Origin of the sequence: Gracilinema caldarium (genome assembly GCF_029265695.1) — a bacterium.
Taxonomy (GTDB): domain Bacteria; phylum Spirochaetota; class Spirochaetia; order Treponematales; family Breznakiellaceae; genus Gracilinema; species Gracilinema caldarium_A.
Window position 1 is genome coordinate 21,402 of record NZ_JAJUHW010000011.1, and the last position, 12,727, is coordinate 34,128.

A 12,727-nucleotide genomic window follows, 5' to 3' on the forward strand; every position below is an offset into this window, starting at 1 on the left:
TTAACAATGGCAGGGCTTATAAAATTTGGAGGGATATTGCCGGGAACGGGAGTTGAACCCGTACCCCCTTGCGGGGAGGGGATTTTAAGTCCCCGGTGTCTACCATTCCACCATCCCGGCGCCTCTTGTATAGTAACAATAAAGCCTGCTAAGGTCAATATGAAATGATACAGTACATTGATTCTCACGCCCATCTTACCATGCTTGATTTCCAAACCGACACATTCATAAGGTTGATGAACGACTGGGCCAATCAGGGACTTGTGAGCATCCTTGATGTAGGCATCACCGCAAAAGATGTGCAGCATCGGATTGCCCTTTTGGAGCATTGCCGCGCAAAAAGCGGATCCCAGACAAACCTGCCCCGCATCTATTTCAGCGCCGGAATCTGGCCTTCAGAGGAGGCAATAGGGGATTGGAAAAAGCATATTGATGAACTGGAAATCCAGATTAAAAACGTTCCGCGGGATACCCTCGTAGCCATTGGGGAGTGCGGCCTGGATCGGCACTGGAATCACCCAGAAAGAGGATCTGACCTGCGCTGTGAGCGTGAGCTTTTTGCCGCCCAACTGGACTTAGCATGCCGTTATGGGCTGCCGGTTATCGTCCATTCCCGGGATGCAGCCCAGGAAACCATGGAAGTTTTACAAGACTTCCCTGAAGTCCGGGGGGTCATTCACTGCTTTTCCTATGGCCCTCAAGAAATAACATCTTTTCTGGAACAGGGCTGGTACATTTCCTTTGCAGGAAATGTCACCTATAAGAACGCCCAGGAATTGCGGGAAGCCCTGCAAGCAGCTGACATTACACAGATCCTTCTGGAAACTGACAGCCCCTACCTGGCTCCCGTCCCGCATCGAGGGAAGAAAGCGAATCCGTCCATGGTACAGTACCAATATGAACTGGCTTCTCGCATCAAAAATATTCCACTGGAGGATCTAGCCAGGCAGGTAGCCCGCAATTTTTCAACGCTTTTTATTCAGCCTTAATGACATTCGTAGGACAGGAATCAATAGCTTCTTTGATGCTGTCTTCGTACTTGGAAAAATCCACACCAGACTTTACCACCATTTTGTCCGGGACTTCGAATACCTCAGGACAAATTGATTCGCAGTTCCCGCAGGAAATGCACTCATCCTCGCTCTCATCGAGCCATACCTTCTTAATCGCCATACACACCTCCCTTTTTAGCCATAAATCAGACGGCGGATTTGTCGAATGCTCAGGGGTTCTGAAACAAAGCGCCGCGAATTAAGCTCTACTGCGATTATATTATAGATATCCTCATTTTTATAGCCCTGACGCTGAAGGTGATAATGCCGTGAGCGGACCCATTCTTCCACGGTTTGATTGTAGTAAATTAAAAATTCTTCTAATATCCGTTCAGCTTGGGACTCCTCTATTCCATATCTATGAATAAGGCGCTCAATAAAAGGTTGGTCCGGGCTAGAATGGACCTCTGGGAGTGATTCCATACAGGAAAGTATGTGCCTTTTTGTAGTCCCTTGTAAAGCATACGAGTGTGTTTGCATACCCATTTTCGGGCAAGAAAAACCTGCCGATTCGTGAGAACCGGCAGGCACATATTAATTACAGCTTAAAGAGCAATTCTTCGTAACCAGGTAAAGGCCATGCTTTTTTGTCTACCAGTTTTTCCAGGCTGTCTACCTTGGACCGGAGTACTGCCATCTGGGCCACAACCTTTTCCCGGTATGCCTTGGCCTGTATAAAGGCATCTTCGGTTTCCTGGGCTTCCGCAAGCACCTTTTCGAGCTTGTCGGTCTCTTCGCTGACTTCGTTAAGCAGTTCTGCAATCCGCTTTGCCCGCTTTTCCTGGGGGGCGCTGATCGCACCAATAGCTGCTAAGGATGCCGCATCCCGTGCGAGTCCTCCCGCATAGGCGCTCACTGCCGGGAATATGGAACGGCGGGCCATAGAAATCATAACACCCGCTTCGATATTGATCTGTTTGGAGTACCGTTCGAGGTAAATGTGGTAGCGGCTTTCGAGTTCTTCCTTGGTAAAGACCTGATGAGTCTCAAAAAGACTAATGATTTCAGGCTGCACCAACACAGGAAGCACATCGACCGTAGCCCGCACATTGGGCAGGCCTCGCCGTTCCGCTTCTTTTACCCATTCCTCGGAGTAACCGTTTCCGTTAAATACAACCCGCCGGTGCTTGGCGTAGGATTCCTTGACCAAGGCTTCGATAGCCGCATTTTTGTCGGAAGCCTTCTCAAGTTTATCGGCAAACTCGGACAGGACTTGGGCAACCGCTGTATTCAAATAGGTATTGGGCGTCGCGATGGATTGGGAAGAACCAACCATACGGAACTCAAACTTGTTCCCCGTAAACGCAAAAGGACTGGTTCTATTCCGGTCCGAAACATCCTTAGGCAGGGTCGGAAGGGATGTAACGCCGAGCTTGATCCGCTCCATACCGGTGTTTTTGTTTATCGGTTTGCCATCGGCAATACTTTCGAATATTTCGGTAAGGAGACTTCCAAAGAAGACGGAAATAATAGCAGGCGGAGCCTCGTTCGCGCCGAGCCGGTGGTCGTTACCTGCGGTGGCAGCAGAAGATCGAAGCAGGAGAGCATAACGATCTACCGCTTCCACCACTGCGGCGGTAAAGAGGAGGAACCGGGCATTGGACTCCGGATTTTCGCCGGGATCAAGGAGGTTCACCCCATCATCGGTCGACATGGACCAGTTATTGTGCTTACCCGAACCGTTTACCCCCGCAAAGGGCTTTTCGTGAAGCAGGGCTTCCATGCCATGCCGGCGGGCAACCTTTTTAATGGTTTCCATGACGAGCTGGTTTGCATCCACAGCTACGTTGGTGGTGCTGAAAATCGGCGCAATTTCGAACTGATTCGGCGCAACCTCGTTGTGCTGAGTCTTGGCCGCCACACCTACTTTCCACAGTTCCGTATTGAGTTCCCGCATGAATTTTGCTACCCGCTCTTTGATAGCCCCGAAATAGTGGTCTTCCAGTTCCTGACCCTTGGCAGGCATGGAACCAAATACGGTGCGGCCGGTTAACATAAGGTCTGGACGCTCATCAAAATATGCTTTATCGACTAAGAAGTACTCTTGTTCGGGACCGACAGTAGTGGTGACCCGTTTTGCGGTGTTGTTTCCCAGGGCACGCAGAACCCGCAGTGCCTGCTTGTTAAGAGCGTCCATAGAACGGAGCAAAGGCACCTTTTTATCCAGCGCATGGCCGTAGTAGCTAAAGAACGCAGTGGGAATGCACAGGGTGGTACCTGTGGGATCCTGTTTAAGGAAGGCGGGGCTTGTTACATCCCAGGCAGTATAGCCCCGGGCTTCAAAGGTAGCCCGAAGTCCCCCTGAAGGAAAGCTCGAAGCATCAGGCTCACCCTTTATAAGTTCCTTGCCGGAGAATTCCATCAGCACCTTGCCATCGGTGGTGGGGGCGATGAAGGAGTCATGTTTTTCCGCAGTAAGCCCAGTCAGGGGATGGAACCAGTGGGTATAATGGGTAGCGCCCTTTTCCAAAGCCCAGTCCCGCATGGATGCAGCCACGACCTCAGCAACCTCGAGGCTCAGTTCCTTCTCGCCGGCCTGGACTGCAAGAATTTCCTTGTAAATATTCTTCGGCAGCCGCTCCCGCATGACCGAGTTAGAAAAACAATTGGTTCCGTACAGGCTGGGTACGGAAGTTTCTGCAAAGTTAATCGTTTCGCTCATAATCACTCCTTAGGTAACGAAATCAACACTTATGTATTAGCAATTTTCATGCCAAGATATTATTTCTATATTTGACATAACTTTAATAAAAACCCGCAGCCATAGACTGCGGGTTTAACGCTACAATCATGTAGTTTTTTTACCTATTTCCTACGTTTTTGTAGGCCCCCTGCAACAGGGACTTGCTTTTACCCGATCGCCTCTGAGCCGGTTTCGCCGGTTCTGATACGGATACATTCCTCCAAAGGCAGAATAAAGATTTTGCCGTCTCCAATTTCGCCGGTCCGGGCGCCACGAATGATGGCATCTATCGTTGGTTTTACGAAACTGTCATTAACCGCAATCTCTATTCTCACCTTTTTAAGCAGGTTCACCTCAATATCAACACCTCGATAGGACTCGTGAAACCCCTTCTGCTGCCCGCAACCCATGGCATTGGTTACCGAAATCTTAAAGATTTCTGACCGGTACAATTCCTGCTTAACCTCATTTAATTTATGGGGCTGTATGTATGCTATTATCAGTTTCATAATGTCCCTCCGCCTACATGTTGCTGAAGATCTGGAAGCCCGAGTAGGCCTCCGCCTTGTGTTCGGTAATATCAAGACCCATCAGCTCTTCCTTCTCTGATACCCGGAGCCCTACTACAGCCTTGATAACCACAAAGAGTATGAGGCTTGCCAGACCAGCCCACAGGCCGACTGTCAGGGCCCCCAAGGCCTGTACGGCCAGCTGGTACCAGCCGCCGCCATGCAGTACGCCCACTGCTACGCCTTCGACATTGCCCCAAATCCCGACCGCCAGGGTACCAAAAACACCATTCACCATATGCACCGATACTGCGCCCACTGGATCGTCGATTTTTAATACCTTATCGATGAATTCAACTGACAGAACAACAATAAGCCCCGCAATTAAACCGATCACAACCGCAGCACCCGGGGAAACAACCGCGCAGGGAGCGGTGATAGCTACAAGACCAGCCAAGACACCGTTCATGGTCATGGAAGCATCAGGTTTTTTAAACCAGATCCATGATACAATCATGGCACTCACCGCGCCGGCAGCCCCCGCAAGGGTGGTAGTTACCGCAACCCGGGCTATATCGGTACTGACACCGGAAAGAGTAGATCCGGGGTTAAAGCCATACCAGCCAAACCACAGAATAAAGACCCCCAAAGCGGCAAGCGGAATGTTGTGGCCGGGAAACGCTTTTACGACAACCTTTCCTTCAGCCCTGACATACTTTCCTGTCCTTGGACCGATAACGATGGCTCCCATAAGGGCTGCCCAACCGCCAACTGAGTGGACAACAGTAGAGCCCGCAAAATCGTGGAACCCGAGCTTACTGAGCCATCCGCCGCCCCATATCCAGTGGCCTGAAATGGGATATATGAGGGCTGAAATAAACACCGTATAAATAAGGTATGACTTAAACTGGGTTCGTTCAGCCATGGCACCGGATACTATGGTCGCCGATGTGGCTGCAAAAACAACCTGGAAAAACCAATCCCGGTAAAACTTGGGATCCCCCATGGGCCCCTTGAAAAAGTCTGAAAAACCGATAAGACCTCCGAACTGGTCAGCTCCGTACATGAGCCCCCAGCCAATCATCCAGAAAACCAGGGATCCAAAACAAAAATCCATGAGGTTTTTCATGATGATGTTCGTCGCATTTTTAGCCCTGGTAAGCCCGGTTTCTACCAGTGCGAATCCAGCCTGCATAAAGAACACCAGCGAGCCGGTCAATACGAGCCACATCATGTCCATGGCAGCAGTGAGAGAATCGATGCTTTCCTCTGCGAAACCTGCAACAGTAACCAAGAAGAAAAGCATCGCCAGAAACAGCATCTGCTTTTTCACCTATTGTTCCTCCTAAAAACGTGGTATGACAATGAAAAAGCAGATTTCGTGCCAAGCCCTATATATTTTATTACATTTTTGTATCCAAATTAATTATAAAATTTCTGAAATAAAATATTTCTTTTATACAAATTGATTTAATAAAATATTCCAAAAATGATGAGTTCTATGATGGTCATGAAAAGAACCTTATATTATGAATACATGCGGTCATGTCATATAAAATATTCCTACATTTTTGTAGTTATTACAATTGATACCTACAAATTTGTAGTTCTATAAAGTTTCCAGGGGATAGCATAATGATGAACCCGTAATCCCATTTGACGTTCTGTAATACCGAGCCGGCGCGCAGCGGCAGCCATGTTGCCACCGGTTATTTTAAGAGCCTCAATTATGAGTTCCTTTTCCAGCCGGGAGAGGGCTGCTTCCAACGTGGTAGTGGGTTCAGTTTGGGTAGACTGGGCAGACTGAAGACTCGGCGGCAAATGGTAAGAATGTATAACGCTATCGGTGGAGAGTATTACCGCCCGTTCAATACAGTTTTCCAGTTCCCGAACATTTCCCGGCCAATGATAACTCGATAAAAGGTCTAACGCAGGACTGGAAATCCGCTTGATAAGCTTTCCGTTCTTTTTACCGTACTTTTCAGCAAAAAAATCTGCCAGCAGGATGATATCGCTTTTTCGTTCCCGTAAGGGCGGAATGTGTATAGGGAACACATTAAGGCGATAGTATAAATCTTCTCGGAAACGTCCGCTTTTAATATCATCTTCCAGATTTCTATTAGTCGCAGCAATAAGCCGGACATCTATTTTAATAGGTTGATTGCCTCCAACCCGTTCAATTTCCCGCTCCTGGAGTACCCGAAGTAATTTCACTTGCACCTGGGGGCTCAAATCACCGATTTCATCGAGAAAAATGGTTCCTCCATGGGCAAGCTCAAAGCGGCCCTTTCGTTGTGTCAGAGCCCCTGTAAAAGCGCCCTTTTCGTGCCCAAAGAGCTCGCTTTCGATAACCGATTCCGGCAAGGCTGCACAGTTCACCTTTATGAAAGCCTGCCGAGCCCGTTTCGATTGCCGGTGAATCTCTGAAGCAACGAGCTCTTTTCCGGTACCGCTTTCTCCGGTTATAAGAACCGTTGCATCGCTGGGAGCAACTTGGGCAACTAGTTCCAGCACCGAACGAATACCCTTGCTCGTCCCGATTATCCCGGACTGATCCAGCTGTACAGAAAGGTTTGCCGCCTCAATACTTGATTCTTCTGCCCCTCTCAATGCAAGGATCCGATATTGTTCCTCCTGAATACGCTCCCGCAGCTTCGCCGAATCTGCAATAATGGAAGCCACTGCTTCCAATATCCTTTGATCCGAATGCAGAATTGCATCCTTCTGCTGTTCGGGCAAACGTCTTTCAGCGCTCAAGGTACCTAATACTTGATTTCCTGTTTTTATGGGCACGCAATAATACGCAAGCCCAATAAGATCCTCCTTTTTTCTGCTTCCAGCCCGGTTAAGAAAGCGGTTTTCCTTTGAAAGATCAGGAACCACAATCGGAATACCGCTTTCAAAGACTTTACCTACAAGACCTTCTCCCATCCGGTACTTGCCCCGTTCCTTTTCTTCAGCAGTAAGGGCCGGGGCTTCTTCTATTTTAAGCAGCCCGGAAGCCCGATCCAGCAGAGTAACCATACCCCTGACAAGGGAGGTCCTCATTTCCAGGAGGGATAAAAGTGGTCCCAGGGAACTCCGCAGTTCTACATGCTTATCCAAGGTTCTTGTGATATCCAACAATAAAAGCAATTCATCCCGTTCAGAAAGCAGACCATCTATGATATCCATGAAACTAATTTATTACAAAAATGTAGGAACCTACAAGAGATGCTCGCCAATTTATTTACTAATAGTAAAGCAGCTGTAATAAAAAACGACAAAACTGTTTAATTTGACAGATTCGTAAAGTAGTGCCAAAATTAAAGCAATCTTTTTTATAGGAGGAACTATGAGCGCGTTAATAGCTATCATAGCCCTGGCAATTTACTTTGTGTTCTACTTTGTATATGGTAGAACCATCCAGTCCAAGCTCCTGAAAAGCCATGAAGCTCCGGACGCTCCTTCAAAACGGCTCCAAGATGGTGTCGACTATGTACCAACCAACAAATTTGTTTTGTTCGGCCACCATTTTGCATCCATTGCTGGTGCTGGCCCGATTACCGGCCCTGCAATGGCTGTCGCCTGGGGATGGTTACCGGGACTGCTCTGGATTTGGTTTGGCAATATTTTTATCGGTGCAATTCATGACTACCTGGCCCTTGCCGCTTCTGTCCGCTATGACGGCCGCTCAGTACAGTTTGTAGCCCAGGACATGGTTGGTAAAAAAGCCGGATCATCCTTCGGATGGTTCGTCCTGTTCCTTTGTATCTTGGTAGTAGCAGCTTTCGGTGACATTGTAGCTGGTCAGTTTGCCGCTGACGGCCGGGTCTTCTCCGCCTTCTTCTTCTTCTGTGTAGCCGCAATCATCGCTGGCTTTATTATGTATAAGTCTCCCCTCGGCATGGGTTGGGGATCCCTTATTGGGGTTATTCTTATCATTGTAGCCTTCTGGGCAGGAGATTTACTTCCTGTAAAGGCAAGCAAGGATGTCTGGTTCATTGTTATCTTTGTATATATTGTTATTGCTTCAGCATTGCCAGTTAACTTCCTCTTACAGCCCCGTGACTACTTAAACAGCTTCCTACTTTACTTTGGATTACTGATAGGTGGAATTGCTGCTCTCGTTTCTTTCGGAGCCTTTGATTCAATTCCTCTATTTACCAGTTTCTCTGCCAAGGTGATCGGAGGACAGCCTTCACCGTTCTGGCCCACAGTACCCCTCGTCATCGCCTGCGGTGCCCTATCGGGCTTCCATGCCTTGGTTGCCTCTGGAACTAGCTCAAAACAATTAGCTACCGAAAAGGACGCCCTTTTTGTTGGCTACGGCGCTATGCTCACCGAAGGTTTCCTATCCACCATCGTTGTTATTTCAATCGCAAGCTTTGGAGATATCGCGATGGGTGATACTGCAGCAATTATGAAGACTCCCGCACTCAATCGTTTTGTACTCTCCTATGGATCCATGGTAAGTACTACGATCCCCTTCTTTACGAAGGAGTTTATGAACCTCTTTGCGGCTGTTTGGGTTAGCTCATTTGCCCTTACCACCTTGGATACTACAAACCGGCTTGGCCGTTATCTTGTTCAGGAAATGGCCTTGCCCCTCAAAGACAAAGCTTCCGGATTATACAACATTCTGGAAAACAAATGGGTTGCATCCATTATAATTGCATTTTTAGGTATTTTCCTTGCTCGATCCGGTGGTTACACCACGTTGTGGCCCGCATTCTCAGGTGCAAACCAGCTTATTGCATCTATCGTCATGCTGACCGCAGCAATCTGGGTAAAGAACAAGCTTAATCCGAAATATACCAATGTGGTTCTTATCCCGGCCATATTCCTCTGGGTCACCGTAACGGTAGCCCTGATCTGGTATGAAGTCATTATTGTGCCCACCTTCTTTGTAAAGATGGAAGATACGATGAAAGTCATTACGGGCAGTGTCGTTGGTGTTATTAACATCATCATGCTGATCCTCAATTTCGTGATGATTGTAAGTTTCACAAAGAACTTCTCAGGGAAAAAGGCAAACGCCTAATGTAACCCTTTTTTGTTCTGTCCTATGGGATCCCATAGGACAGAACTATTGAAATGACTAAAAGGCTCCGCACAAGAGCGGAGTCATGTTTAAAGGATAGTATGACTAAGGAAGAAATATTACAAAAACTTAAAAATGTATGGTATATCGTCCGGCAGGTTCACCGGGAAAAAGCAACAGAGATGCTTGAATTCGAAGTTAAAGAGTTACAAAACCTCTTTTCCCTTATGGTATTGGGAAGCCTTGTAGGACTGCCTTCTCCCCCTCCCGCAATTGCCTTTGAGCTCATTCCCCTTATGGAAGATGAAATCCGTACCATGACAAGTAGAGCTGACTTTGCACAGGACCCCTTGGGTGCCCTGGTTGGAATGCTCAATATTGATTAACACAATGGAAACTATATGAAGAAACTCGCGTTTTTCTTGGGAAAAGGCGGTGTCGGCAAGACAACCCTTTCTTCAGCCACGGCCTACCGGCTCTCTGCAAGCGGTTTTAAGGTCCTTATATGCTCATTAGATCCTGCCCATAATTTAGGGGACGTCTTTCACACCAAGCTGGCTAATAACCTCAGACCTATACGGGAAAATTTAGACGGGATAGAAATAGACCTTGCCGAATGGGTACAGAAATATTTGGAAGAAAGTCGAGGTGAGATTCAAAATGCTTACCGGTACAATGTAGTCATCGACCTCAATAAGTATCTGGACATTATGAAATATTCACCAGGGACCGAAGAATATGCAGTCTTGTGGGCAATTGAACACATCTTTAAAACCTATAAAGACAGCTACGACATCATTATATTTGATACTCCTCCCACAGCTCTTACACTTCGATTTCTTGCCATGCCTGCCATATCTGGCCTTTGGATTCAAGAACTCTCCAATTTGCGGAAAACAATCCTGGAAAAACGGCGGGTACTATTAAAATTAAATCCTGAAGCTAACGTGTTGGGCGGACAGGTAAAAAAGGAAGAGGATCCAATCTACCAAAAACTTGGGGCCATACACAAACGGCTTGAAGCGTTGCAAGAGCTTTTTGCCAAGGAAAGCTACATTTCGGTAGTACTAAATCCCGATGAATTAAGTTTTTCTGAATCTCTGCGCATCCGAGATGAGCTTGGTAAGCTGGATGTTCCCATATCGAGCCTATGCTATAACAAATTTCTTATTGATGACAGCCGCGGTGAACGGCTGCGGACAACCTTTAAAAGCATTCCCATTTTTACCTTTAACCGGCTTGAAGAGGGCATTTTAGTGCTGGACGACCTGGCAAAACTTGAAGTCTCACCGCTGGTACACCATATGAGGAGTAATTGATGAATTGGTATATCCTTCCCCTGACTCTGCTTGCCCTGTTTGCAGTCTTCAGTTATTTCCGGGGCATGAAAAAAAACAAATGGATCGCGGGCTTTATCGCCAGTGAAACAGAAGCCATTTTAAATCCAAAGGATAAAGAATATGTAAACATAGGCGGAGCTATCGGCTATAACTTTACTTATACGCTTAAGGATCCCTTTACCAATGCAAAGGGAACCTTTGCACTTATTCCCCGGCAGTCCGCCTTTTATATGCCAGTAGTTCTCCTTTTAGGAGGCAAGGACCGCTATTATCTCACCATATTTACAGATCGCAAACTTGCCGGCGAGGGGCATATTATCGAAGAGCGGTATTTTAAAAAGATTTCCCAAACCATCACCGGCATTGAAAAACTAAAGCAGGATCGAATTACCAAGGGGAAACGAACTTATGTACTCCTGTGGGACGCACCAAAGCTGGAAGAACGGCTGCATAAAGTGCTTGAAGAAAGCGAACAGACAGAATTATTAAAGCATTTTTGCGTTTATCGGGACAATTCTAACTTTTATATCTTTATGGAACCAAAACGGCATGGTATCGAAGCGCTCTTGGGATCCTTATACAAGCACCTTTCCCTATTCTGGGAAAAGTAGGAGGCATATATGGCCCAAATCAACCAAGAAATGGCGGATAAATTCGAAGCCATCATGCGTCGGGTTAAGGAACCGGAAACAGAGCTTTCTGTTGCCGAGCTTAACCTGGTAAAACGGATAAGCTACAGCGAAAGCGAAAAGAAGTTCCTTATTGTCATGGATATTGCCACACCGCGCTTTCCCTGTCTGACCTGCGGAGTTGTGACCGAACAGATTCGCAGCACCATAGAACGGCGGCTCAGGGAAGAATTCTTAAAGGAATTTCCCGGATATGTGGTAGAAACTGTATAAAACGCGACACGAGGGACTCGAACCCCCTACCTGCTGCTTAGAAGGCAGCTGCTCTATCCAGGTGAGCTAGTGTCGCAGGATACGCCATATTTCACCGAATAATGCGGCGCTTGTCAAGGCCAGCGCACTCATCTGCTCCTTGTAAATAAGTCTTGACGAAAGTTAAATCTCATAGGACACTATTGGTATAGTCCATTAAATATGGATTATACCAGGAGTAGCCCATGGCCTTAGAAATCAACATAGACAAATCAAGCGATAGCCCTGTATACCGGCAGATTATCGAACAGATTACCAGAAAATTGCGGGCCGGTGTATTAAAACCAGGGGATAAGCTCCCCACAGAACGCGAGCTGGCGGAAAGCCTTGGCATTGCCCGGGGCACCGTAAACCGGGCCTACGAAGAATTGACCCGGTCCCAGATTCTGGAATCTATTCCCGGCAGGGGAAGTTTCATTTCCGCCCAGCAGGACGTGGCCGAGACAAGCCGCAAGGAAAAAGCGGTGAGCCTCATAGCAGAACTTATCGACACATTGCGTAATCTTCGTTTTTCCTACCGCGAAATTCGCACCCTCATAGAGCTCGGCATTTTGGAAAAGGAGCGAATGTTCGAGGAACTTTCCATCGCGGTGGTAGATTGTAATCCGGAAGCATTGGCGGTATTTCGAAAACAGCTTAACTTTTTAACCACCATGCCGCTTACCCTTTTTTTACTCGATGACCTTGCATCAACTGCTGAGGTGGAAAAGAAGCTCTCTCCCTTTGATCTGGTATTAACCTCCGCCCGTCATTATACGGAAGTACTCGGCATGGCGCCGGGAATAAAAGAAAAGCTTATCCAGGTAGCCCTTTCTCCGTCCCAGGATACAATCATAGCCCTGGCAACGATAAAGCCGGGCCGTAAATTAGGCATCATCTGCGAAAGCCGGCAGTTCCGTGACATCATCCTTAATAAATTGCGGGATCTTATGATCGACGACGGCGTGGAAGTTCTCCGCTATGCCGAACTGGATCGGCTGCCCCTCTTTCTCGCCGATAAGGAGGTCATTATTGTGCCCCCTTCATGGAAGCAGCCCGAGGGAAAAGTAGCCCAGGCGTCTTTGCAGGATTTTACCTCCCGTGGCGGAAAGCTCATCGTCTTCGACTACCAGGTTGAACGGGGTTCTGTCATTTATGTAGAAGAGCGAGTCCGGGATCTCTTGGCCCAGTAGGAGTAAA

13 protein-coding genes and 2 tRNA genes are annotated in these 12,727 nt (G+C 47.5%); 7 read left to right on the forward strand and 8 right to left on the reverse strand.

Features of this window, described 5'->3' with window-relative positions; genetic code table 11:
- Positions 1 to 37: 37 nt before the first annotated feature.
- Positions 38 to 120 (reverse strand) — tRNA-Leu (locus Q7P68_RS05420).
- Positions 121 to 164: 44 nt separating this feature from the next.
- On the opposite strand from Q7P68_RS05420, the gene Q7P68_RS05425 reads away from it, so the two are divergent.
- Entirely contained in the window at positions 165 to 989 is an 825-nt protein-coding gene (locus Q7P68_RS05425) for a TatD family hydrolase (RefSeq protein ID WP_304223755.1), read from the forward strand.
- On the opposite strand, the gene Q7P68_RS05430 is transcribed toward Q7P68_RS05425, so the two are convergent.
- The 6 genes from Q7P68_RS05430 to Q7P68_RS05455 form a co-directional block, all read right to left on the reverse strand.
- On the reverse strand, positions 976 to 1,173 hold the full coding sequence (locus Q7P68_RS05430; protein ID WP_304223757.1) for a ferredoxin: 198 nt from the start codon (positions 1,171 to 1,173) through the stop codon (positions 976 to 978). The genes Q7P68_RS05425 and Q7P68_RS05430 overlap by 14 nt on opposite strands.
- Before the next feature lie 14 nt (positions 1,174 to 1,187).
- Complete coding sequence (locus tag Q7P68_RS05435) at positions 1,188 to 1,475, reverse strand: hypothetical protein (RefSeq protein WP_304223758.1); 288 nt, start codon at positions 1,473 to 1,475, stop codon at positions 1,188 to 1,190.
- A 115-nt stretch (positions 1,476 to 1,590) separates the two neighbouring features.
- Positions 1,591 to 3,714, reverse strand: coding sequence for a glutamine synthetase III family protein (locus Q7P68_RS05440; RefSeq protein WP_304223760.1), 2,124 nt, complete (start codon positions 3,712 to 3,714; stop codon positions 1,591 to 1,593).
- Between the two features lie 188 nt (positions 3,715 to 3,902).
- Entirely contained in the window at positions 3,903 to 4,244 is a 342-nt protein-coding gene (locus tag Q7P68_RS05445; protein WP_304223762.1) for a P-II family nitrogen regulator, read from the reverse strand.
- 13 nt (positions 4,245 to 4,257) lie between these two features.
- Positions 4,258 to 5,577, reverse strand: a complete 1,320-nt coding sequence (locus Q7P68_RS05450; RefSeq protein WP_304223764.1) for an ammonium transporter — start codon at positions 5,575 to 5,577, stop codon at positions 4,258 to 4,260.
- Between the two features lie 260 nt (positions 5,578 to 5,837).
- A complete protein-coding gene (locus Q7P68_RS05455; RefSeq protein ID WP_304223767.1) occupies positions 5,838 to 7,418 on the reverse strand; it encodes a sigma-54 interaction domain-containing protein in 1,581 nt (526 codons plus the stop codon).
- Positions 7,419 to 7,578: 160 nt separating this feature from the next.
- Between Q7P68_RS05455 and Q7P68_RS05460 the strand changes: the two genes are divergently transcribed.
- From Q7P68_RS05460 to Q7P68_RS05480, 5 genes are all read left to right on the forward strand, one after another.
- The gene (locus Q7P68_RS05460; RefSeq protein ID WP_304223769.1) at positions 7,579 to 9,267 is read left to right on the forward strand and encodes a carbon starvation CstA family protein; all 1,689 of its coding nucleotides are present in this window, start codon (positions 7,579 to 7,581) and stop codon (positions 9,265 to 9,267) included.
- A 101-nt stretch (positions 9,268 to 9,368) separates the two neighbouring features.
- Complete coding sequence (locus Q7P68_RS05465) at positions 9,369 to 9,653, forward strand: DUF7990 family protein (RefSeq protein ID WP_304223771.1); 285 nt, start codon at positions 9,369 to 9,371, stop codon at positions 9,651 to 9,653.
- A gap of 15 nt (positions 9,654 to 9,668) precedes the next feature.
- Entirely contained in the window at positions 9,669 to 10,586 is a 918-nt protein-coding gene (locus Q7P68_RS05470) for an ArsA family ATPase (protein WP_304223774.1), read from the forward strand.
- Entirely contained in the window at positions 10,586 to 11,218 is a 633-nt protein-coding gene (locus tag Q7P68_RS05475) for a hypothetical protein (RefSeq protein ID WP_304223777.1), read from the forward strand. Before Q7P68_RS05470 ends, Q7P68_RS05475 begins: the two co-directional genes overlap by 1 nt.
- Positions 11,219 to 11,227: 9 nt before the next feature.
- Positions 11,228 to 11,509, forward strand: a complete 282-nt coding sequence (locus tag Q7P68_RS05480; protein WP_304223780.1) for a hypothetical protein — start codon at positions 11,228 to 11,230, stop codon at positions 11,507 to 11,509.
- A gap of 2 nt (positions 11,510 to 11,511) precedes the next feature.
- Here Q7P68_RS05480 and Q7P68_RS05485 read toward each other — a convergent pair.
- Positions 11,512 to 11,585: transfer RNA gene (locus Q7P68_RS05485), tRNA-Arg, on the reverse strand.
- Positions 11,586 to 11,733: 148 nt separating this feature from the next.
- Here Q7P68_RS05485 and Q7P68_RS05490 point away from each other — a divergent pair.
- Positions 11,734 to 12,720: a GntR family transcriptional regulator gene (locus tag Q7P68_RS05490; RefSeq protein ID WP_304223782.1), complete on the forward strand. Its 987-nt coding sequence runs from the start codon at positions 11,734 to 11,736 to the stop codon at positions 12,718 to 12,720.
- Positions 12,721 to 12,727 lie beyond the last annotated feature (7 nt).

Coding starts and splice junctions, on each gene's coding strand:
- Q7P68_RS05470 (WP_304223774.1), top strand. CDS start 9,669: ATGAAGAAACTCGCGTTTTTCTTGGGAAAAGGCGGTGTCGGCAAGACA.
- Q7P68_RS05440 (WP_304223760.1), bottom strand. CDS start 3,714: ATGAGCGAAACGATTAACTTTGCAGAAACTTCCGTACCCAGCCTGTAC.
- Q7P68_RS05445 (WP_304223762.1), bottom strand. CDS start 4,244: ATGAAACTGATAATAGCATACATACAGCCCCATAAATTAAATGAGGTT.
- Q7P68_RS05455 (WP_304223767.1), bottom strand. CDS start 7,418: ATGGATATCATAGATGGTCTGCTTTCTGAACGGGATGAATTGCTTTTA.
- Q7P68_RS05425 (WP_304223755.1), top strand. CDS start 165: ATGATACAGTACATTGATTCTCACGCCCATCTTACCATGCTTGATTTC.
- Q7P68_RS05475 (WP_304223777.1), top strand. CDS start 10,586: ATGAATTGGTATATCCTTCCCCTGACTCTGCTTGCCCTGTTTGCAGTC.
- Q7P68_RS05490 (WP_304223782.1), top strand. CDS start 11,734: ATGGCCTTAGAAATCAACATAGACAAATCAAGCGATAGCCCTGTATAC.
- Q7P68_RS05430 (WP_304223757.1), bottom strand. CDS start 1,173: ATGGCGATTAAGAAGGTATGGCTCGATGAGAGCGAGGATGAGTGCATT.
- Q7P68_RS05435 (WP_304223758.1), bottom strand. CDS start 1,475: ATGGAATCACTCCCAGAGGTCCATTCTAGCCCGGACCAACCTTTTATT.
- Q7P68_RS05460 (WP_304223769.1), top strand. CDS start 7,579: ATGAGCGCGTTAATAGCTATCATAGCCCTGGCAATTTACTTTGTGTTC.
- Q7P68_RS05480 (WP_304223780.1), top strand. CDS start 11,228: ATGGCCCAAATCAACCAAGAAATGGCGGATAAATTCGAAGCCATCATG.
- Q7P68_RS05465 (WP_304223771.1), top strand. CDS start 9,369: ATGACTAAGGAAGAAATATTACAAAAACTTAAAAATGTATGGTATATC.